Here is a 20,222-nt window from a genome sequence, read left to right on the forward strand (position 1 = left end):
CCTGGACATCCGGGTGCCGGCGGCCGGGAGGCGCGCGGCCGGGGCGCGCGTGCGTGAGCGCGGCGGGTTCGGTCACGGCGGGTTCGGTCACGGCGAGCCCGCCCGCCTGCGTCGTGCGGCTGCGCGGCCGCGTGCAGGTCGCCGGGGAGGGCCGTACGCGTGCCGCCGCTCCGCCGGTGAGTGCCCCGGCCCGGTGCGGGCGCTGCCGGCCCGCCCCCGGCCGTCTGCCCGGCTGCCTGCGCGGGTGTGCGTGAGGGGTCAGGGGTGGCCGGCCCGTGGGGGCGGGGCGGGGAGGTTCAAGGCGGCGTGGCGCAGTGCGTCGCGGCAGGCCACGACGGTGGGGTGGCCGCTGCGGCCCCGGCGTACGACGGTGGTGATGCGGCGGGTGCCCCGGCCGCGCGGGAGGGGGCACAGGGCCAGGGCGGGGGGCCGGTCGCCGAAGACGAGGCCGGGCAGGAAGGCCGCGGCGTGGCCCTGTTCGGCCAGGCGCTGGTGGAGTACGAGGTCGGGGGTCTCGAACCGTACGTCGGGTTCGAAACCGGCCGCGCGGCACAGGGCCGTGGCCCACTGCCGGGCGGCCGTGCCCTCGGGTTCCATCACCCAGGGGTGGCCGGCGAGGGAGCGCAGGGCCGCTGCCGGGCGGCCGGGGCGAGCGGTGCCGGCCGAGGGGGGCAGGGCCAGGTGCAGGGGGTCCTCCAGCAGGTCCTGCTGTTCGAGTTCGGCGGGGCGCGGCGGGGGGTCGCCGGGGTACTCCTCGGCCAGGACGAGGTCGAAGTCGCGGGCCAGGAGGGCGGGCAGGGCCTTTTCCGGCTCCATCTGCGTGAGGTGGACGCGCAGGTTGGGGTGGTGGTGGCGCAGCAGGCCCAGGGCGGCCGGCAGGAGGGCCAGGGCGGCGGTCTGGAAAGAGGCGATGCGGAAGGTGCCGCTCAGGTCGGTCAGGGAGGCGGCGATGTCCGCCTCGGCGCGTTCCAGGCGTTCCAGGACCGCCTCGGTGTGGGCGACGAGGATCTCGGCCTGCGCGGTCAGCCGTACCCGCCGCCCGGCCGGTTCCAGGAGCGGGACGCCTGCTTCGGCTTCCAGCAGGGACAGTTGCTGGGAGACGGAGGAGGGGGCGTAGGACAGGGCGGTGGCGACGGCGGCGAGGGTGCCGCGGTGCTTGAGTTCGCGCAGCAGGCGCAGTCGGTGCAGGTCGAACACGGCGGGTGGCCTTTCGTCTGCTGCGGGCCGGGGGGTGAAGGATCGGTTTTTCCGATGAGTATAGGTGGGAAGGATTCGCTGGACCGATGGTGCGGGGGCGGCGGATGCTGGTGCGGTGCCTGACAACGCTTCCCTGAACCCCCCGACCGTCCCCGTCCCCTCCCCCGTGCCCGGGCCCGGGCCGTCTTCCGTGCCTTCGCCCGCGCCCGCGCCGTCACCTGAGCCGTCACCCGCGCCGTCCTCCGTGTCGTCACCCGCGCCGTCCTCGGCGTCCGTGTCCGTGCCGTCCTCGGCGCCGTCGTGGTTCGTACGGGCGGGTGCCCGGGCCTGGCGGTGTGCGCCCGCGCCCGCCCAGGTGCGGGCTTTTCACGCCTCGCTGCCCGACTACGCACCCACTCCCCTGACGGAACTGCCCGCGGTGGCCGCGGAGTTGGGGGTGGGGCGGGTGTTCGTCAAAGACGAGTCGTGCCGTCTGGGGCTGCCCGCGTTCAAGGCCCTGGGGGCGTCCTGGGCCGTGCACCGGATCCTCGCCGAGCGGGCCGCGCGGGGTGCGGCACCCGGCGTGCTCACCCTGGTGACCGCCACCGACGGCAATCACGGGCGGGCGGTGGCCCGCATGGCGCGCCGCCTGGGCCAGCGCGCCCATGTCTTCGTGCCCCAGGGGGTGCATCCGCGGGCCGTGGCCGCCATCGCCGCCGAACAGGCCCAGGTCACCGAGGTGGAGGGCACCTACGACGAGGCGGTGCGCCTGGCGGCCCGGGCGGGGGCCGGTGCGGACGCGGTCCTGGTCCAGGACACCGCCTGGCCGGGCTACGAACGGATCCCGGGGTGGATCGTGGAGGGCTACTCCACCCTGTGCGCCGAGATCGACGAGCAACTGGCCGCCGCCGGGATCAGCGGTCCCGACCTGGTCGGCGTCCCGGTGGGCGTGGGCTCCTTGGCGCAGGCCGTGATCACCCACTACCGCAGCCGCCCGGCAGGGGGCGGCCCGGCGCTGCTGTCGGTGGAGCCGCAGGCCGCGGCCTGCGTCCTGCGCAGCCTGGCCCGCGGCCTTCCGCTGAGCATCGCCACCGGCCCGACCGCCATGGCCGGGCTGAACTGCGGTACGCCCTCCAGCATCGCCTGGCCCCACCTCAGCGGCGGGCTGGACGCCGCGGTCGCCGTCAGCGACGCCGACAGTGCCCGCGCCGCCGAGGTGCTGGCCGGCGCCGGGGTGTCCTCGGGCCCGTGCGGGGCCGCCTCGCTGGCCGGGCTGCGGGCGGTGCTCACCGGTGCCGGGGCCGGTGAGCGCCGTGCCGCGCTGGGGCTGGGGCCGGCCTCGGTCGTCGTGCTGCTGAGCACCGAGGGCACCGCCGCCAACCCCCACCCCCTCCCCCGCCCCGGCCAGGACGGGCCGGGCGCGCGCTGAGCCCCCTGGCCGCGCCGCCCTGGGCGCCCGTGCGCCCGCCTCACCCCGGGGCCTGGGCCCGGTGGCGGTGACCCGGGGCGCGCCGGCCGGGCCCCGCCGGGCCCGGGGGGGGCGGCGGCGGGCCGGGCTGTGACGTGGGCCACGGGCCCTGGACCTCAAGTGCGCTTGACGCAGCAGGCTGTGGCCCACAGCGGGGCGGCCGCCGAGGCGGCCGCGCACCCCGTATCACCGGCTGACCCGTCCACGACGCTGCGCGGACCGCGCGACCCGCCCGGGCCGCCCTGGCGCGGACACCAGAACCCAGGAGAACCGCCATGGCCACGCTGCTGCACATCGACACCTCCCTCAACGGCGAGGACTCCCACTCCCGCGCCGTGACCGCCGCCTTCCGCACGGCATGGGAGAGCGAGCACCCTGAGGGCACAGTGATCTACCGGGATCTCGACGCCGACCCGGTGCCCCACCTGCGGGCCGGCGCCTACTACGCCGGCTACACCGCCCCCGCCGACCGGTCCCCGCAGCAGCGGGACGCCTTCGCCCTGCGCGCCGAGCTGATCGAAGAGGCCGAGGCGGCGGACGTGATCCTGCTCGGCGCGCCGATGTACAACTACTCCGTTCCCTCGACGCTGAAGGCCTGGATCGACCACGTCTTCACCGTGGGCCGCACCGCGTTGACCGAGTCCCCCTCCCTGGCGGGCAAGCCCGCCGTCGTGGTGACCAGCCGCGGCGGCTCGTACGAGAAGGGCACGCCCCAGTACGGCAACGACTACGTGCAGAGCTATCTGCGGCAGGTGCTCGGCGGCGGCCTGGGCCTGGACGTCACCTTCATCGTCGCCGAACTGACCCTGGCCCCGGCCGTTCCCGCGATGGCCGGCCTGGTCCCGCTCTTCGAGACCTCCCGCGAGCGGGCCCTGGCGGCTGCCGCCTCCCATGCCAGGGACCTGGCGGTGCGCCTGGCCGCATGACGGCCACCGGCCCCGCCGTCCGCCGCAAGGGGGCCGCGCCGGCAGGCTCACCGGGCGCCCCGGGGGGTGTCAGGGGGCGGGGGTGATGCCCCAGGCGGCGGCCCGGGCGGCGGCCGCGGCGCGGTTGGGCGCATCGAGCTTGGCCAGGATGTGCTCGATGTGGGTGCCCACCGTGCGCGGGGTGATGTGGAGGCGCTGGGCGATCTGGCGGTTGGTGCGGCCCGCGGCCAGTTCGGCCAGGACCTGCCGTTCGCGGGGGGAGAGCGGGCCCGGCGGCCGGGTGGCCGCACCCGGCACGGCGGGCACGGCGGCGGGTGGGCGCGGGGACGGGGCGGTGGCGGGGGCGAGGGCCGCGGCCAGGGACTCGGTGAGCAGGGTGACCGCGGCGCGCGCCGTATCGGGCGCGCGCCGCGGGTGGCGGGTGCTGATGTTGAGCATGCCGGCGTAGCGGCCCTCGGCGGTGAACAGGCACTGGGCCACGCCCCCCGCGATGCCCAGCGGGCGCAGCACGTCGGTGAAGCCGGGTGAGGCGGCCAGCAGGTGCGCGGGCATGTCGGTGAGCCACAGGCCGCCTTGGGCGGGGCTGTGCAGGACGGCGAAGACCGGGTCGTGGTGGAGGCGGTTTTCGATGTAGGCGGTGGCGTGTTCGGGGTAGGTGCCGGCCAGGGTGGTGTGGCGGCGGCGGTGGGGGTCCCAGCGGGTCAGGGAGGCGTGGTCGTACTCCAGGATTCCCGACAGCGCGGTCAGGACCTGGCGGAAGCCGGTGCGGGGGGCGTCGCGGGCGGCCTGGCGGACCTGGACGGCGGCGTCCAGGAGGTCCGGGGCGGGGTGCGGGGCGGCCATCCCCCCAGGATGATCTTGTGGGGGGTGGTGCGTCAATCGGCGAGGGCCTCGTGCACGATGCGGCCGTCGACGACGGTGAGGGTGACGGGGGCGGCGGGGATGTCGTGGGGGTCGGCGGTGAGCAGGTCGGTGTCCAGCACGCACAGGTCGGCGACCTTGCCGACTTCCAGGGAGCCCTTGTAGTGGTCGGCGAAGTCCTGCCAGGCGGCGTCGATGGTGTAGGTGCGGATCGCCTCGGCCAGGGTGATGCGCTGCTCGGGTCCGCTGACGCGGCCGGCGGCCTTGGACTTTCGCAGCATCATGGTGGCCACGCCCTGGCGCCAGTCGGGGTGGGTGACGGGGGCGTCGGAGCCGCTGGCCACGCGCAGGCCGGCGTCGAGGGCGTCGCGGTAGGGCCAGGCGTAGGCGGCGCGTTCGGGGCCGACGAAGTCCTCCTCCATGTCGGCGACGGTCCATTTGATGGTGGGGTTCATGTTGACGCCGAAGCCGTGGGCGGCCAGGACCTTCATGCTGTGGGCGGTCAGGAAGTCGCCGTGGATGGCGTAGTGGCGGGCGTCGTTGCGGGGGTGGGCGGCCTGGGCGGCGGCGAAGGCGTCGGCGACGGTGTCGATGGCGCGGTCGCCGGTGACGTGGACGCCGAGCTGGTGGCCGGCGGCGTGGGCGTGGCGGATCATGGCGTTGATCTGGGCGACGCGTTCGCTGTCGCTGTCGCCGCCCACGCACAGGCCGCCGCAGCCGCCGCCGACGTAGGGCTGGTGCATCCAGGCCGTCTTGTTGGGGACGATGCCGTCGGCGAAGATCTTCACGCCGTGGACGGCCAGGCGGCGCGGGTCGCAGCCGCCGCCGGGGCCCGGGGCGGTGAGGTCGGCGAGGGCGCGGGCGAACTCCTCGGCGGTGCCGGCCATGCCGGTGGGCAGCAGCAGCACGCCCAGGCGGGCGGTCAGTTCGTCCCGGTCCAGCAGCTCGCGGTAGACCTCCAGGGTCTGGGTGCCCAGGGCGCCGCGCATGATGCCCTCGCCGCCGGGGCCCAGGCCCGGTTCGGTGTAGCTGGTGATGCCGAGTCCGGCCAGGGTGGCCAGGGTGGAGCGGATGGCGTCGGTGCGCTCCTGGCGGCTCAGCGGGGGCAGGGCGTTCTGGATGAGGGCCTGGGCGCCTTCGTGGAGCAGTCCGGTGGGCTCGCCGGCCGCGTCGGTGACGATGGCTCCGCCGGGGGGTGCGGGGGTGTGGCGGGTGATGCCGATGCTGTGCAGGGCCCGGGTGTTGACCCAGGTGGCGTGGCCGGAGAAGGAGTACAGCACGACGGGGTGGTCGGGGCTGACCTGGTCCAGGTCGTGGCGGGTGGGCCGGCGCGCGGGATCGGCGGCGCACTCGGCGAGGTAGCCGGTGTCCCAGCCGTGCCCGGTGATCCACTGCCCGGCGGGGGCGCGTTCGGTGGCGGTGGCCACGGCGCGGGCCACGTCGGCCAGGGAGGCGACGGCGGGGTGGCCGAGGTCCAGGGAGAGCGGCGGGCTGGCCATGCCGAAGGCGCACCCGTGCAGGTGGGAGTCGTTGATGCCGGGCAGCAGGGTGGCCCCGTGCAGGTCGATGACGCGGGTGCGGGGGCCGATGAGCGGGGCGACGGCGGCGCGGTCGCCGACGGCGCTGATGGTGCCACCGGTCACGGCCAGGGCCGAGGCCAGGGAGAACTGCGCGTCCACCGTGATCACCCGTGCGTTGTGCAGCACCAGGTCCGCGTGCGTGTCCACGAAGAAGGGGTCCTTTCGCCGCCCGGGCGCCACCGGGCCGCCCGGGAATGATCTTCCTTCCGTGACTATCGCGGGGCCGGTGCCCGGTGCGCATCGGTCATTTCACCGATACGGGCTCCCGCCGGGGCGGCGGCCGCTGCCGGCGGGTCCGCGGGGCTGTGCCCCGCGTCCTGCGGGGTGGCGCTCAGTGGGCGGGCGCGCGCCGGGCGGGGTGGGGGGCGGCGTGGCCGGGGCGCCGGTAGGGCCGGGCCGGTGCTGCCGGCCGCGGTGCGGCGCGGTGTGGCGCGGTGCGGGAGCACGTACCGCCGCGCGAGAGGGGGGGTGGGGGTCAGGGTGAGGCGGGGGTGGGGCGGGTGGCGGTGGCGGCGTCGGGGTGGAGGGGGAAGATCTGGTCGAGGCCGACGATGCGCAGGATGCGCAGCATGTTGGCGGGTACGGCGGCCAGGGCGATGTCGGCCCGGGCGGTGTGGGCGTGGTGGCGTGCGGCGATCAGGGCGCTGATGCCGCTGGAGTCGCAGAAGGTGACGCCCTCCAGGTCCAGGACCAGGCGCCGGCCGGCGTCGAGGGGGGTGGCGGTGACGTGGGCGCGCAGGTGGGGGGCGGTGTGGTGGTCGAGCGCACCGGTGATCTCCAGGACGGGACCGGTCGCGGCGTCTCGCGTGGTGATCTGCAGTGGGTTCATCGTGTGCTTCTCGTCGGGGGGTCGGAGGCCGGTACGCCGAGGGCGAGCAGGGCGGTGTCGTCGTCGAGGCCGTCGCCGAAGCCGGCGAGCAGGCCGGTCAGGGCGTGGATCAGGCTCTGCGGGGGCCGGCCGGCGTGGCGGGCGGCGAAGGCGAGCAGGGCCTGGTCGCCGAAGAGGTGGGTGCGGTCGGGGCCGGTGCGGGCCTCGGTGAGGCCGTCGGTGTAGAGCAGGAGGGTGTCGCCGGGGGCCAGGGTGGTGGTGGCGGTGGTGAAGGTGGCGTGGGGCAGCACGCCGACCAGCAGGCCGCCGGGGGTGGGCAGGAAGTGGGCCGTGCCGTCGGCGCGCAGGACCAGGGCCGGGGGGTGGCCGCCGGAGGCGAGGTGGACGGTGAGGTGTCCGGTGGCGGGGTCGGGCTGGAGGGTGCCGACGACGGTGGTGCAGTAGCGGGGGTCGCCGCCGGCGGTGTAGCGCTCGTGGAGTACTTGGTTGAGGGTGGTCAGGGCGGCGACGGGGTCGGGGTCGTGCAGGGCCGCGGCGCGCAGGGTGTAGCGGGTCAGGGAGGTGACGGCGGCGGCCTGGGGGCCTTTGCCGCACACGTCGCCGAGGAAGAAGGCGAAGCGTGTGCCGTCCAGGGGGAAGACGTCGTAGAAGTCGCCGGTGAGGTGGTCGGGCGAGGCGGTGTGGTAGTAGGCGGCCGTCTGGACGCCGGGGACCTCGGGCAGGGTGTCGGGCAGCAGGGACTGCTGCAGCACGGCCAGGGTCTCCTGGAGGCGGGCGCGGTCGGCCTCGGCCTGCCGGCGGGCGTCCTCGGCCTGCCGGCGGGCGGCTTCGGCGTCCCGGCGGCCGCGCAGGAGTTCTTCTTCGTAGGCGCGGCGGTCGCGGGCGTCGAAGACGGTGGTGCGGATCAGCAGGGGTTCGCCGGTGGAGCCGTGTTTGACCACGGAGGAGACCAGGACCGGTATGCGGGTGCGGTCGGTGCGCACGAGTTCCAGGGCGATGCCGCTGATCTCGCCCTGCATGCGCAGCAGGGGGGCGAAGTGGGTTTCGTGGTAGAGCTTGCCGCCCGTGCTGAGCAGGTCGGTGAAGCGGAGGCGGCCCACCACGGCCTCGCGGGTGAGGCCGAGCCAGGTCAGCAGGGTGGTGTTGATTTTGGCGACGGTGCCGTCCATGAGGGTGGACAGGTAGCCGCAGGGGGCGTTCTCGTAGAGTTCCTCGGCGCTGTCCTCCAGCAGGGCGGCGAAGGCCGCGTCCGGGGCCGGCCCGCCGGCGCTGCAGCGGTCGCGGCGGTCGCGGGGGTCGTGGGGGTCGGGTTGCCGGTCGGTGCGGTCCATCAGCGCCGGGCCGCCAGGAAGGCCACGATGGCCTCGTTGGTGGCCCCGGGGGCGGACAGGTGCGGGCAGTGGCCGGTGGCGTCGAGGGTGACCAGCTGCGAGCCGGGTATCGCCCGGTGGACGAAGGCGCCGACCTCGCGGGGGGCGATGGCGTCCTGGGCGCACTCCAGGATCAGGGTGGGCACCGTCACGCTCTTCAGGTCGTCGCGGGAGTCGGACAGGAAGGTGGCGCGGGCGAAGACGCGGGCCATGTCGGGGTCGGTGGCGCAGAAGCTGTTGGTCAGTTCCTCGCCCAGTTCGGGGCGGTCGGGATTGCCCATGATCAGGGGGGCCATGGCCGCGGACCAGCCGAGGTAGTTCGCTTCCAGGGAGTCCAGGAGCTCGTCGATGTCCTGGGCGCTGAAACCGCCGCGGTAGCCGTCGTCGTCGAGGTAGCGCGGGGAGGGGGCGACCATGATCAGGGAGCCGATGTGCTGCGGGGCGCGGGCGGCGGCCAGGACCCCGGTCATCGCGCTGACGGAGTGGCCCACGAAGGCTGCCTCGCGCAGGTCCAGGGCCTGGCAGACCTCCACCACGTCCTGGGCGTAGCCGTCCAGGGCGCAGTAGCGGTCCTCGTCGAAGGCGGTCGGGTCCGAGCGGCCCGAGCCGACGTAGTCGAACAGCACCACGCGGTAGTCGCGGGCCAGGGCGGGGACGGTCAGACGCCACATGTTCTGGTCGCAGCCGAAGCCGTGCGCCAGGACCACCGCCGGACCTGCGGGGTTGCCGGTGACGGTGATGTTGTTCCTGCGGATGACGTCCATATCCGCCAGTGTCTCAAGTGCACCGAAGGGGCGGGTGGGGCGGCCCCGGGGGGCACCGGGCGGGGCGGCTGGGGTGGAGGGTGCTGTCCTGCCCGCCCCGCGCGGGGCGGGCAGGGGGTCAGCCGGCCAGGAGGGACTCGCCCTGGGGGCGGGTGCCGGGCAGGCGGTGGCGGGCGGCGAGCAGGGCGGCGTCGACGTCGCGGGTGCCGGTGGACACGCACAGGGTGTAGGCGACGTCGTCCATGCGCCGGCGTACCTGCTCGGTGCTGTTGTGCGTGTGCAGGGCGCGCAGCGTCTCGTACTGCTCGACCAGGTCCTTCAGGACGGCCGGATGTGCCATGAGCATGGGGGGGCTCCCTTGTCGCCACTCCTTGGGTGGGTAATACAGCCCCCCTTGTGCCCCGCCTGGGGCGGCGGCATTCGCCGGTGGTGGGGAAAAGGCCGGGCCGCCCCTCACCGGGGGGCGGCCCGGCCCGGGGGCGGGGTCAGCGCAGGTGGGCCAGGGCGGCCTTCATCAGTGCGGCGCGGCGCCCGGCGTCGGGGAGGTGTTCGAAGCCGAAGCCGAGCAGGACGCTGTCGCGGGTGGTGACGGCGGCGTAGGGCGTGTGGAGTTCGCCGGTGCGGGCCCAGTCGCCGGTGATGTCGGGGCTGCCGGGCGGGGGCGGTGCGGGGCGCCAGGCGCCCAGGGAGGTCTCGAAGCCCTCGGTGTCGGTGGTGGTGTCGCCGGTGACCAGGCGGATGTCGTCGGCGAACAGGCCGCGGCCGCCGTCGGAGGGGTCGGTGACCGCGCTGAGGGACACCTCGACCTTCGTGCCGGCGTAAGGACTCAGGTCGAACGCGGTCTGCTTCCAGCCGTCCGAGGAGCCGGTGAGGCTGTTCCAGGAGCCGCTGGTGCCGGTGGCGGTGCAGCCCTGCGGGCCGCGGGTGAGGTAGTGGGCGAGGAAGGGGTGGGTGGCCAGGTGGGAGCCGGCCTCGCAGCGGGTGGGCACGGCGGTGGAGGTGGCGCCGTTGAGGTCGGCCAGGGTGGTCCAGTCCTGGGCGCCCGCGGTGCGCGCCTCCAGCAGGCCGTGGTCGAAGCCGGCCTCCAGGTTCCAGTTCAGCGCCAGGCGCAGCTGCGGACGCTGGGCGGCGCTGACGCCACTCAGGTCGACGGTGCGGGTCAGGCGCTGGTAGTCGCGGTCGGTGTGGAGGGCTGCGGCCATGTGGCGGCCGGTGTGGGGCGCGTAGGGGTTGGCCAGGTCCGGGTAGGTGCCCGCGGGGGCGCTGGCGAACTGGGGGAACCGGTCGGCGGGCAGGTAGTCGGAGGTGACGGTGTAGCGGCCGGCCTTGTCCAGCGGGTTGCCCGCGGTGCCGCTCAGGGCGCCGCCGGTGCCGGCCAGGGCGCCGCGGCCGGTGAAGCGGCCGGCGCCCAAGGCGGGCAGGCGTTCGTAGGCGCCCAGGTAGTACTGGGCGAAGTCGTCGCTGAGGGCGGCGCCGAGGTCGGTGGCGCCGCCGGCCTGTTCGCCGGTCTCGATGAGCTTGCCGCCCTCGTTGAGGTAGGCGCGCAGGGCCAGTTGGGTGGGGGCGCCCGGTGCGGCGTCGCCGGTGTGGTGCACGACGGTGCGGAAGTGGGACAGCACGCCCAGGGGGTGCGGGGCGCCCTGGCGGGTGACGTCCCACACGGCGGCGGTGTGCCCGTTGGCCTTGAGGGCGTCGAGGTACTTTCGCGTCTGGGCGGTGCCGGCGCCGTCCTCGGCCAGGACGAGGGTGCGGGCGGCGGGGCGCTGGGCGAGGGTGTAGGTGAAGGGGGTGCTGCGGGTCGGGCGGCCCGTGGTGGTGCGGGCGGTGAAGGAGACCTCGACCCGGTCGCCGGGGCGCGCGCCGGTCACGGGCGCGCGGTACTGGTCGAAGTACAGGTTGTCCTCGCCGCCGTAGGTCTTGCCGCCCTTCCAGGGCTTGAGGGGTGCCTGGCGGCGGGGGCCGCCGTTGAGGCGGTACACGAGTTTCTTCGCGCGCAGCGACTTGCGGGCGGTGACGGCGACCTGCTGCTGCCCGGTGCGTGCGTAGGAGGTGGTGAAGGAGTCGGGGGTGAAGTCGGGGGCGGTGACGCCGGGCACGGAGACGGGCCGGTCGGGGTGCAGGGCGCTGCGGGCGACGGCCAGCGCGAAGGGCACGTTCTTGGCGAACTCCTGCTGGATCAGCTTCTCGTCGTCGGGGAAGGTGAAGACCGACGCGCAGTCCTCGGGCCGCCACGGGTCGTCGGGGTCAAGGCGTGAGGCGCTCTGGCAGGTGGACATCTCGGGGGTGAACATCGCGATGCCGTTGATGTTGCCCGCGTGGCCGTTGGCCTCGCCGTTGGTGGTGTACAGCTCGGAGGACACCTGGGGGCGGTAGCCGGGGATCGCGGGCTTTTGGGGCGTGCCGGCCAGGGACTTGTAGAGCACGTCGTCGGGGGTGGGGGTGGCGACCTGCCAGCCCACGCCGTACAGGATGAGTTCGGCCGCGGAGTGGTAGTTGATGCCGTAGGTGAAGCCGATGCGCTTTTGGAAGCGGTCGATGGCCCTGGTCTCGGGCTCGGACATCGGTTTGGCGCCGCGGTAGGTCTCCGAGGAGGGGCGGGGCGAGGAGCCCTCGTTGTCGTAGCCCCATTTGTAGGCGAAGTTGCGGTTGAGGTCGACGCCGTCGCCGGCGGTGATACGGCCGTCGCCGTTGAGGTCGCGCAGGTTCTTGCGCCACTGGCGCTCGCCGCCGGCGGCGTGGGTGAAGTCGTAGCCGTCGGGGTTGGCCGACAGGACGAACCACAGCTCACTGGCGTTGACCAGCTCGGTGATCTGCTTGTCCTTGCCGTAGCGGTCGAGGTAGTGGTGCATCAGGCGGCGGGTCATCTCGGGGGTGATCCACTCGCGGGCGTGCTGGTTGGACAGGTAGAGCGTGGCGGGCTTGGAGCCGTCCTTGGTCTTCCTGGCGTCCTTGGACAGCTTCAGGGCCAGGATGTCCTTGCCCTGGACGGTCTTGCCCAGGGAGACGACCTTGGTCAGGCGGGGGTGGGCGCGGGCGGTGGCGAGGATCTCCTCTTGCAGGCCGCCCTTGCCGCTGTAGGGCCGGTAGACGCCGTCGCCCTGCGCGGCAAGGCGCCGCTCGGCGGACCGGGGCAGGGTGTGCTCGCTGAGCCTCACGCCCTGGCGCTCAAGGGAGCGGGCCTGGTCGCGGGTCAGGTACAGCTCGATGCGGCCGCTGCCGCCGCGGGGCAACTGCCCGGCCAGCTCGTGTGCGTCCTGGCCGGCCCGCAGCAGGAGCGGGATCTGCTTGCTGGTGACCTCGCCGCGGTAGACCCGCACCTGCCCGCCGCTGCCGCGACCGTCGTCGCCGTCGTCGCCGTTGTCCGAGGCGGCCTTGGCGGGTGCTTTGCTCAGGGTTTTCCCCGGCGCCTTGCCTGAGGCTGTGGCTGCTGTGCTGCCGGGTGCTTCTTGTGGTGCGGCCGCCGGTGCGGCCGCCGGTGTGTCGGCCTGGGCGTGCGGTGCGGCGGCCAGGCCGGCGGCGAGCAGTGCGGCGGTGGCCAGCACCGATCTCGCGCGCGCTGTGCGTCTCATGAGCCCCCCTTGCAGTTGTCCGGCACGCGGGTGTGCGCGAACGCCAGGCTCACCACACCTCATGATCATGTCAATACGGCGGGGCGTCGGGCGCCGAGCCGGGGGCGGGGCTGTCACATGAGGCACACGCGGTCCGTCAGAGGGGTGAGCACACAGGCAACCACCCCTTTGGAGGCAGCGATGACGACACCTGCGATCACGGCGGACGTTCCCATGACCCCGCGCATGACCGAGGACCCCGCCGCCCTCGTGCCCGAGCTGGCCGAGGTCTCCGCGGCGCTGTTCAAGGTCACCGGAAACGGCTCGGTGCCGCGCTCCACGATCAGCCTCGTCCAGTTGCGGGCGGGCCAGATCGTCGCCAGCACCTACCTGACCGTGCTGCACACCGGGTTCCTGCGCAAGGCCGGACAGAGCCAGGAGCGCATCGCCTCGGTGGCCTCCTGGCAGGACTCGCCGTACTTCACCGGCGCCGAACGGGCCGCGCTGGCCCTGGTGGAGGCCGTGCTGCAGCCCAGCACGCACGGCGAACGGGTCAGCGACGAGCTGTACGCGCAGGCCGCCGAGCACTACCCGCCCACCGCGCTGGCCACCTTGATGTTCGCCATCGGCCAGGTCGGCTTCTTCACCCCGGTGGCGCTGATCGCCAAGCCGGTACCGGGACGGTCCTTCACCGACCCGTGGAACTGAACCCCGCGCCCCGCCCGGGCAGTTCGCCCCGCCCAGGGCCCCGGCCCCGGGCGGGGCGGACGCGCTCAGCGCGGGCCCCGGCAGGCCCGCCGGGGCCGGCAGAGCGTGCACAGCGCCGCCGTGGACAGCAGCACGAAACCGGCCACGACAGCCGTCATGGAGGCGGCGGTGGTGGGCCCCCAGGCACCGGGCAGCGGCGCGGCCACCGCGCCGAGCGCGAACTGGGTACCGCCGAGCAGCCCGGAAGCCGCCCCGGGCGCGGCGCGGCCCGCGTCCACGACCACGGTGGTGGCCGCGGGCAGCACAAGCCCGAAACCCGAGGTCAGACCGAACAGGCAGAGCCAGGTGGTGGCCAGGGTGCTGACACCGGCGGCGAGCAGCACCCCCAGCGCCAGCGCGCAGCCCGCCGTGGCCAGCACCCCGGCGGCCAGCAGCACGCGCAGGGGAACCCGCCCCGCCAGGCGGGCGAAGAGCACACCGGTGGCCACCGTGCCGGCGGCGTTGGCGGCGAACACCAGGCCGTAGGCGGTGGCGGACAGGCCGTAGCCGTCCTGGAAGACGAAGGGGGCGCCGGTGATGTAGGCGAACACCGCCGCCAGGGCGCACCCCAGGACCAGCAGGTGGCCGGTCAGCTCACGGCGGCGCAGCAGCGCCCCCGTGGCGGTGGCCGCGGCGCGCAGGCCGCCGCCGCGGCGCCGCCCGGCCGGCAGGGTCTCGGGCACCCAGGCCCACACCGCGGCACCCAGCGCCAGCCCGGCGGCGGCCAGGGCGGTGAAGACCAGGCGCCAGGAGCCCACGCTCAGCAGCAGGCCACCGGTGACGGGCGCCAGGACCGGCGCGGTCATCGCGATGACGCTCAGCGTGGCCAGGTGGCGGGCCGCCGCGGTGCCGGTGAACCGGTCGCCGACCACCGCGCGGGCCACGACCAGGCCCGCGCTGCCGGCCGCTCCCTGCGCCAGGCGGGCCACGGTGAACACCGGGGCCGACGGCGCCAGCGCGCACACCAGCGACAGCACGGCGAAGGCGGCGCAGCCGGCCAGCAGCACCCGCCGGCGCCCCAGCGCGTCACTGGCCGGACCCAGCACCACCTGGCCCACGGCGAGACCGGCCAGGCAGGCCGTCAAGGACAGTTGCACGGCGCCCGCCGTGGTGCCCAGCGAGGTGACGATCTCAGGGAAGGCAGGGGTGTACATGTCGGTGGCGAACGGCGACAGGGCCGACAGGGCACCAAGTACGGCCACCAGAGCTGCGGTTGAGGGATGCGGGGGCAGGCCAGGGGTGCCGACGCTCATCACGGTCCGTCCAGGAGAAAGGGGGGTGGGGCGGGGGTGCGCGCCCAGGGGTGCCGTCATCGTGCGCGGCGCGGCGGCGCGCCGGTGTGGAGCGGCGGGCCGGGCACTGTGGAGCACGCGGCACAGCCGCACACGGAGGCACACGGGTGCGGGGCGCGGCGGGCGACGGGACGCAGGAAGTGCCGGTACGGGGGCGACGGGGCGTGCTGGTACGGGGATGTGGCGTGTGCCGGTACGGGGGCGACGGGCGCGGGATCCGGGACGGACGCGGGATGCGCCGGTAGGGGGTGACGAGCGCGGCAGGCGCGGCAGGCACGCGCGGCGCCGGCAGGGGGCCACGGGCGCGGCCTGCGCGGCGCGGGCGAGGTGCGGGCGCGGCGCGGCGCGGGCGGGGTGGGTCAGGTGTGGGTGCGGCGGTAGTGGGTGGGGGTGGTGCCGCGGGCGCGGCGGAAAGCGTAGGTGAAGTTGGTGGCCGAGGCGTAGCCGACCTCGTGACCGATCCGGGCCACCGGCCAGTCGGTCTCCACCAGCAGGGCCGCGGCCCGCTCCAGGCAGCGGCGCCGGTGATAGGCGCCCACCGAGGTCCCGTACAGGGCGCGGAAGCCGGCGTTGAGGCGTTTGACGGACATCGAGGTGGCACGGGCGACCTGGGCCAGGGTGAGCGGGTCGTGGCGGTGCTGCCACAGCAGGCCGGGCACCCGGTGCAGCGCGTCCACCTCGTGGCGCTCCAGGCGCAGATGCCCTTCGGGTGCGGGTGCGGGGCGGGGGGCGAGGGCCTCCAGGAGCGTGGACAGCGCGCAGGCCAGCCGGGACTCCAGGACCAGTCGGCGTCCTGGCCCGGTGCGCCGGTGCAGGTAGAGGTCGCGCAGGGGGTCGGCGGCCGGGCGCAGCGAGACGGAGCCGGACAGGTAGTGGCGGTGCGCGGTGGAGGCGGGGCGTGCGTCGGGCGGGGACTCGATGCCCAGGTGGGCGAGGTGAGCGGCCAGGCCGCTCCAGGTGCCGGTCAGGGACAGGGCGCGGTAGCGCCGGCCGGCGGGGTGGGTGAGCACGCCGCGGGCGGGGCGGTGCGGGCTCAGCGCGACCGCGCCGGCGCGCAGGTGGCCGCTGCCGGTGTGGGTGTCGCTGACGCGCAGGTGCCCCTCCAGGCAGTGCTCGAGTTCGAAGTGGTCGCCGGAGAAGGCGTAACGCAGATGGTGGGGGCGGGTGAAGGCCACGTCGTAGCGGATGAGGGTGAAACCGCTGTGCAGCGCGGTCACCTCGATCGTGCCCTCGCCCAGGCCGCGGCGCAGCCGGTGTCGCACGGTGCCGTCGGCGGCGGGTTCACTGTGGGCGATGGAGGCGTAGTACGCCGTGTACGCCGCCTCCAGCGCCGTGGGTCCGGCGGTGTCGGTGAGCTGGTGAACTCGGGCCACGGGGGCGAAGGTTAGCCGCCCCCGTGTTTGTGGATCAACCACCGGTACGAGCAGCCGGGGCCGGCCCCGGCGGGGTCAGGTGGCCGGAGTGTGACCGGCCTGCCGCGGCCGTCGGCTTTCCGGGGCGGGGCAGGCCGGGTGAGGGGGCGGGGCGGGGGTCACCAGCGCACGGGCAGGGTGCGTACGCCCCGGATGAGCAGGCCCGGGATCCACTCCAGGGTGGCCAGGTCGGCGGCGGGGGCGAGGTCCGGGCAGCGCCGCAGGAGGCTGCGCAGCGCGATGGCGGCCTCCAGGCGGGCCAGGGGCGCGCCCAGGCAGTGGTGCAGGCCGTGGCCGAAGGCGATGTGGCCGCGGGCGTCGCGGCGGATGTCGAAGCACTCGGGCCGCTCGAAGCGGGCACCGTCGCGGTCGGCGTCGGCCAGCACCATGCGCACCGTGGAGCCCGCCGGGATGCGCACCCCGCCCAGCTCCACGTCCACCAGGGCCAGGCGCTCCAGGGAGGACTCCACCGGGCCGTCGTAGCGCAGCATCTCCTCGACGGCGCCCTCGGTCAGGCTCAGGTCGGCGCGCAGCAGCCGCAGTTGGGCGGGGTGGGCGAACAGGGTGCGCAGGCCGCCCGCGATGAGGTGGGTGGTGGTCTCGTGCCCGGCGATGAGCAGCAGGTTGCACATGCCCACCAGTTCGTCCGGGGACAGGCGGTCGCCGTCCTCGTCGACGGTGTGGATCAGCGCGCTGAGCAGGTCCTGGCCGGGGCGGGCGCGCTGGGCGTCGACGAGCCGGCGCAGGTAGGCGCCCAGCTCGGCGTAGGCGGTGTGCTGGGCCTGGGGGCTTGAGGGGGCGAGCATGTCGTCGGACCAGTGGCGAAAGGCGTCGCGGTCCAGTTCGGGTACGCCCAGCAGCTCGCAGATGACGGTCAGCGGCAGCGGGAAGGCCAGGGCCTTGACGAGGTCGGCGGTGCGGGTGTCGCTCCCGGTCATGGCGTCCAGGAGGCGGTCGGTGATCTCCTGCACGCGCGGGGCCAGGGCCTGGATGCGGCGCGGGGTGAAGGCGCGGGTCACCAGGCGCCGCAGCCGGGTGTGGTCGGGCGGGTCGGCCATCGACATGTGGGCGAGGTTCGGGTCATCCTCGGCGGCGTTGATGATCTGGTGCATGCGGCCCGAGCCGCGCCAGTTGCGGCTCAGGCGGGCGTCGGTCAGGGCGGCCCGGCAGGCGTCGTGCCCCAGGACCAGGTAGACCTGCGAGCCGTCGGGAGCGCGCACGTGGTGCACCGGCGCCTGCGCGCGCAGGCGGGCGTAGTGGGGGTAGGGGTCGCGGACGAAGTCGGGGCCGAGCTGCAGCAGATCGACGGTGGTGCCGGCCGGCATGGGAGCCCCTCGGGTGAGTGGGGTGGGTGGGGGCGTGGCTGGTGTGGCTGGTGTGGTGGCCCGCCCGGAGGACCGGGGCCCGGCCGCCTGGCCGCCTGGCCGCCTGGAGGCCCGGGGTCCGGCCGCCCGACTGGCCCGAGGCCCGGGGGCCCGGAAGCCCGGCTGGCCGGAGGCGGTGGGGCGGGTGCGGGGCAGGCGGGTGCCGCACACACCCGCCTGCGCGCCCGGCGCCGCGCACGCCGCCGCCCGGTGCCGAAGGCCGCGCACACCACTCCCCCGGCCCCAGGGCCTCGTACGCCGCCGTGGACAGCCGGGTCTTGCAAGGCCCTTGGCCCCGGTGCGCCCGGTGCACCCGGGGCCGCGCGCCGCTGTGCCGTGCGTGACGCCGCGGGGACGCTGCAGGGGCACCCGTGGGGACGCCGCAGGGGGCCGCAGGGGGCCGCAGGGGGCCGTGAAGGCGTCTAGGGGGGCCTTACCAGGTCACCGGGAGGCTTTCGAGGCCGTAGACCAGGCTCTTCTGCCGGAACTGCAGGTCGTCCACGGTGCCGACGAGCTGGAGGTCGGGGAAGCGGGCGAGCAGCGCGGGGATGGCGATCTCGACCTCGCGGCGGGCCAGGGAGGCGCCCGCGCACAGGTGGGTGCCGAAGCCGAAGGCGACGTGGCGGTTCTCGCCGCGGTCCAGGTCGAAGCGGTCGGGGTGGGGGAAGGCCCGCGCGTCGTGGTTGGCGCCGGGCACGGCCAGGACGACCAGTTCGCCCTTGGTCATGGTCTGGCCGGAGAACTCCATGTCGGCGTCGACGACGCGCAGGACGTTGTCCTGGGAGACGGACCAGAAGCGCAGGGACTCCTCGACGAAGGCGGTGATGCGCTCCGGCTCCTTGATCAGCTTGGCCTTGACGTCGGGGTTGGTCATCAGCGTCAGGGCGCTCAGCGCGATCTGGCTGGTGGTGGTCTCGTAGCCGGAGACGAGGATGAAGCGCACCATGGGCAGCAGTTCGTCGCGGGGCAGTTCGCCGGTGTGGACGCGGTCCACGATCAGGCGGCTGATGAGGTCCTCGGCGGGCTCGCGCTCCTTGTCCTCGATGAGCCGGTTGAGGTAGTCGTTCATCGCGTAGTAGGCGGCCCAGGACTCCTCGGGCCGGTCCAGGCTCAAGATGGTGCGGCTCTGCTCGGCGAACATCCGGTAGTCCTGCTGGGGCACGCCCAGGAGCTGGGCGATGACCTGGGTGGGCAGGGCCAGGGCGAACTCGGTGTACAGGTCGACCGGGCGCGGCAGGGTCTCCAGGCGGTCCAGGAGCTGTTCGACCAGGGCCTGGATGCGCGGGCGCCACTCCTTGATGCGGTGGGCGGTGAACTCGGTCATCATCATGTGCCGCAGCCGGCCGTGCTCGGGCTCGTCCATCCGCCAGAAGGAGTTGAGGTTCTCGCCCGGCGGTAACTGGGTGCGGGCGCGGGCCATCTTGGTGTCGTCGGAGCTGAAGCGGGGGTCGTTCATGGCCTGGCGGACATCGGCGTAGCCGGTGAGCAGCCAGGCCCAGCCGCCGTCGGGCAGGTCGACCTTCACCGGCCCCTGCTCGCGGAAGGAGGCGTAGGCGGGGGGTGGGGACATCGGGCACTGGCGGGCCATGGGGTAGGCGGGGTTCGCCATGTTCACACGTCCTTGGATGCGTTGCCGGTCCTGGTCAGTCGGACCGTAGGCCTCCGTTCTGACGCCCGGCTGACCGCCGGCTATCGAAACGCCGGGGTGGCCGCCCCCGCCCAGCCACACGTCAGGGACATGTCAGTCGACGGTGCTGGGGTGATCTCTCCGCGCGCCGCCCGCCGGCGCCCGCGCTCCACTCCCCCGCGCCCCCGGGGCCGGTCCTGGGTCCGGTCCTTGGCCCGGTCCTGGGCCTGCTCCTGGGCCGGTCGGCGGGCCGGGGCCGGGCCGGGGCCCGGGGTGCGCGGATGTCCCCCCTCCCCCGTCATCTGGTAGGTCACCATGCCTTTCGTCACGGTCAAGGACGGCACCCGGCTGTACTACGAGGACTGGGGCCAGGGCCGCCCCGTCGTCCTGCTGGGCTCGGCCACCATGAACTCGCGCATGTGGGAGTTCCAGGCCCCCTGCCTGGCCGCCCGAGGCCTGCGCTGCGTCCTGCCCGACCGGCGCGGCTTCGGCCGCTCCGAGCGGCCCTGGGACGGCCACGGCTACGACACCCTCGCCGACGACCTCGCCGCCCTCCTGGACCACCTGGACCTGCGGGAGGTCACCCTGGTCGGCTACGCCATGGGCGGCGGCGAGGCCGTGCGCTACCTGGCCCGCCACGGCGCGGACCGCGTGGCGCGCCTGGCGCTGGTGTGCACCACGACGCCGTTCCTGCTGCGCGCCCCGGACAACCCCGGCGGGCTCGACGCCGCCCTGCTGGAGGAGACCGTCGCCGCCATGGCCGCCGACCGGCCCGCCTTCGTGGAGCGGATCGTCACCGCCTTCTTCGGCGGCCCCGGCGCCAGGGCCGCCGACCTTCCCCTGTCCCCCCAGCTCATGGCGTGGCTGACCCAGCAGTGCCTGGACGCCTCCCCGCGCGCCGGCGTGGAGGTCACCCGCACCCTGTTCACCCACGACCTGCGCGCCGACACCGGCGGCGTCGGCGTGCCCACCCTGATCATCCACGGGGACGCCGACGCCAGCGCGCCGCTGGAACTGTGCGCGCACGCCAGTGCCGCGCTGATCCCGCACAGCCGCGTGCTGGTGTACGAGGGGGCCGCGCACGGCCTGTTCGCCACGCACGCCGACCGGCTCAACAGCGACCTGCTGCGCTTCGCCGGCGCCGACCGGTAGCCCACCGCGCCCGCGGGCCGGGCAGGACTGGGCCGGGGGGGGGGGGGGGGGGGGGGGGGGGGGGGGGGGGGGGGGGGGGGGGGGGGGGGGGGGGGGGGGGGGGGGG

16 protein-coding genes are annotated in these 20,222 nt (G+C 75.1%); 4 read left to right on the forward strand and 12 right to left on the reverse strand.

Annotated features, from left to right (window positions below):
* Positions 1-258 precede the first annotated feature (258 nt).
* Positions 259-1,197 (reverse strand): LysR family transcriptional regulator, encoded by a 939-nt coding sequence (locus QK440_RS31425; RefSeq protein WP_282796636.1) that lies wholly within the window; start codon positions 1,195-1,197, stop codon positions 259-261.
* Between the two features lie 274 nt (positions 1,198-1,471).
* On the opposite strand from QK440_RS31425, the gene QK440_RS31430 reads away from it, so the two are divergent.
* Both QK440_RS31430 and QK440_RS31435 read left to right on the forward strand, forming a co-directional pair.
* Complete coding sequence (locus QK440_RS31430; protein ID WP_282796637.1) at positions 1,472-2,605, forward strand: diaminopropionate ammonia-lyase; 1,134 nt, start codon at positions 1,472-1,474, stop codon at positions 2,603-2,605.
* Positions 2,606-2,919: 314 nt separating this feature from the next.
* Entirely contained in the window at positions 2,920-3,570 is a 651-nt protein-coding gene (locus QK440_RS31435) for an NAD(P)H-dependent oxidoreductase (RefSeq protein ID WP_282796638.1), read from the forward strand.
* A 69-nt stretch (positions 3,571-3,639) separates the two neighbouring features.
* Here QK440_RS31435 and QK440_RS31440 read toward each other — a convergent pair whose 3' ends face one another.
* The 7 genes from QK440_RS31440 to QK440_RS31470 all read right to left on the reverse strand — a co-directional run bounded on the left by QK440_RS31440 (position 3,640) and on the right by QK440_RS31470 (position 12,543).
* Positions 3,640-4,413, reverse strand: coding sequence for a LuxR family transcriptional regulator (locus QK440_RS31440; protein ID WP_282796639.1), 774 nt, complete (start codon positions 4,411-4,413; stop codon positions 3,640-3,642).
* 32 nt (positions 4,414-4,445) lie between these two features.
* Positions 4,446-6,158 (reverse strand): amidohydrolase, encoded by a 1,713-nt coding sequence (locus QK440_RS31445; RefSeq protein ID WP_282796640.1) that lies wholly within the window; start codon positions 6,156-6,158, stop codon positions 4,446-4,448.
* Positions 6,159-6,486: 328 nt separating this feature from the next.
* The gene (locus tag QK440_RS31450) at positions 6,487-6,840 is read right to left on the reverse strand and encodes an STAS domain-containing protein (protein WP_282796641.1); all 354 of its coding nucleotides are present in this window, start codon (positions 6,838-6,840) and stop codon (positions 6,487-6,489) included.
* Positions 6,837-8,171 carry a SpoIIE family protein phosphatase gene (locus QK440_RS31455; protein WP_282796642.1) on the reverse strand — a complete coding sequence of 445 codons (1,335 nt, stop codon included), beginning with the start codon at positions 8,169-8,171 and terminating at the stop codon, positions 6,837-6,839. Before QK440_RS31455 ends, QK440_RS31450 begins: the two co-directional genes overlap by 4 nt.
* Positions 8,171-8,974: an alpha/beta hydrolase gene (locus QK440_RS31460; protein ID WP_282796643.1), complete on the reverse strand. Its 804-nt coding sequence runs from the start codon at positions 8,972-8,974 to the stop codon at positions 8,171-8,173. Before QK440_RS31460 ends, QK440_RS31455 begins: the two co-directional genes overlap by 1 nt.
* 118 nt (positions 8,975-9,092) lie before the next feature.
* Positions 9,093-9,320, reverse strand: a complete 228-nt coding sequence (locus QK440_RS31465) for a DUF5133 domain-containing protein (protein ID WP_282796644.1) — start codon at positions 9,318-9,320, stop codon at positions 9,093-9,095.
* 139 nt (positions 9,321-9,459) lie between these two features.
* Entirely contained in the window at positions 9,460-12,543 is a 3,084-nt protein-coding gene (locus QK440_RS31470; RefSeq protein ID WP_282796645.1) for a M14 family metallopeptidase, read from the reverse strand.
* A 180-nt stretch (positions 12,544-12,723) separates the two neighbouring features.
* Between QK440_RS31470 and QK440_RS31475 the strand changes: the two genes are divergently transcribed.
* Positions 12,724-13,230, forward strand: a complete 507-nt coding sequence (locus QK440_RS31475) for a carboxymuconolactone decarboxylase family protein (RefSeq protein ID WP_282796646.1) — start codon at positions 12,724-12,726, stop codon at positions 13,228-13,230.
* Between the two features lie 65 nt (positions 13,231-13,295).
* Here QK440_RS31475 and QK440_RS31480 read toward each other — a convergent pair whose 3' ends face one another.
* From QK440_RS31480 to QK440_RS31495, 4 genes are all read right to left on the reverse strand, one after another.
* The gene (locus QK440_RS31480; RefSeq protein WP_349239330.1) at positions 13,296-14,582 is read right to left on the reverse strand and encodes a multidrug effflux MFS transporter; all 1,287 of its coding nucleotides are present in this window, start codon (positions 14,580-14,582) and stop codon (positions 13,296-13,298) included.
* Between the two features lie 338 nt (positions 14,583-14,920).
* On the reverse strand, positions 14,921-15,934 hold the full coding sequence (locus QK440_RS31485) for a helix-turn-helix transcriptional regulator (RefSeq protein WP_282796648.1): 1,014 nt from the start codon (positions 15,932-15,934) through the stop codon (positions 14,921-14,923).
* Between the two features lie 158 nt (positions 15,935-16,092).
* Positions 16,093-17,298, reverse strand: a complete 1,206-nt coding sequence (locus QK440_RS31490) for a cytochrome P450 (RefSeq protein ID WP_282796649.1) — start codon at positions 17,296-17,298, stop codon at positions 16,093-16,095.
* Between the two features lie 472 nt (positions 17,299-17,770).
* Positions 17,771-18,946, reverse strand: coding sequence for a cytochrome P450 (locus tag QK440_RS31495; RefSeq protein WP_282796650.1), 1,176 nt, complete (start codon positions 18,944-18,946; stop codon positions 17,771-17,773).
* A gap of 333 nt (positions 18,947-19,279) precedes the next feature.
* Here QK440_RS31495 and QK440_RS31500 point away from each other — a divergent pair, with 333 nt between their 5' ends.
* Complete coding sequence (locus tag QK440_RS31500) at positions 19,280-20,116, forward strand: alpha/beta hydrolase (RefSeq protein WP_282796651.1); 837 nt, start codon at positions 19,280-19,282, stop codon at positions 20,114-20,116.
* Positions 20,117-20,222 lie beyond the last annotated feature (106 nt).

This window comes from Streptomyces sp. CC224B (genome assembly GCF_030010595.1).
In the GTDB taxonomy this organism is placed as follows: Bacteria; Actinomycetota; Actinomycetes; order Streptomycetales; family Streptomycetaceae; genus Streptomyces; species Streptomyces longispororuber.

Excerpts from the sequence above, each read along its gene's own strand:
- QK440_RS31435 (WP_282796638.1), top strand. The coding sequence starts at position 2,920 with ATGGCCACGCTGCTGCACATCGACACCTCCCTCAACGGCGAGGACTCC.
- QK440_RS31440 (WP_282796639.1), bottom strand. The coding sequence starts at position 4,413 with ATGGCCGCCCCGCACCCCGCCCCGGACCTCCTGGACGCCGCCGTCCAG.
- QK440_RS31450 (WP_282796641.1), bottom strand. The coding sequence starts at position 6,840 with ATGAACCCACTGCAGATCACCACGCGAGACGCCGCGACCGGTCCCGTC.
- QK440_RS31455 (WP_282796642.1), bottom strand. The coding sequence starts at position 8,171 with ATGGACCGCACCGACCGGCAACCCGACCCCCACGACCCCCGCGACCGC.
- QK440_RS31460 (WP_282796643.1), bottom strand. The coding sequence starts at position 8,974 with ATGGACGTCATCCGCAGGAACAACATCACCGTCACCGGCAACCCCGCA.
- QK440_RS31465 (WP_282796644.1), bottom strand. The coding sequence starts at position 9,320 with ATGCTCATGGCACATCCGGCCGTCCTGAAGGACCTGGTCGAGCAGTAC.
- QK440_RS31470 (WP_282796645.1), bottom strand. The coding sequence starts at position 12,543 with ATGAGACGCACAGCGCGCGCGAGATCGGTGCTGGCCACCGCCGCACTG.
- QK440_RS31475 (WP_282796646.1), top strand. The coding sequence starts at position 12,724 with ATGACGACACCTGCGATCACGGCGGACGTTCCCATGACCCCGCGCATG.
- QK440_RS31480 (WP_349239330.1), bottom strand. The coding sequence starts at position 14,582 with ATGACGGCACCCCTGGGCGCGCACCCCCGCCCCACCCCCCTTTCTCCT.
- QK440_RS31490 (WP_282796649.1), bottom strand. The coding sequence starts at position 17,298 with ATGCCGGCCGGCACCACCGTCGATCTGCTGCAGCTCGGCCCCGACTTC.
- QK440_RS31495 (WP_282796650.1), bottom strand. The coding sequence starts at position 18,946 with ATGGCGAACCCCGCCTACCCCATGGCCCGCCAGTGCCCGATGTCCCCA.
- QK440_RS31500 (WP_282796651.1), top strand. The coding sequence starts at position 19,280 with ATGCCTTTCGTCACGGTCAAGGACGGCACCCGGCTGTACTACGAGGAC.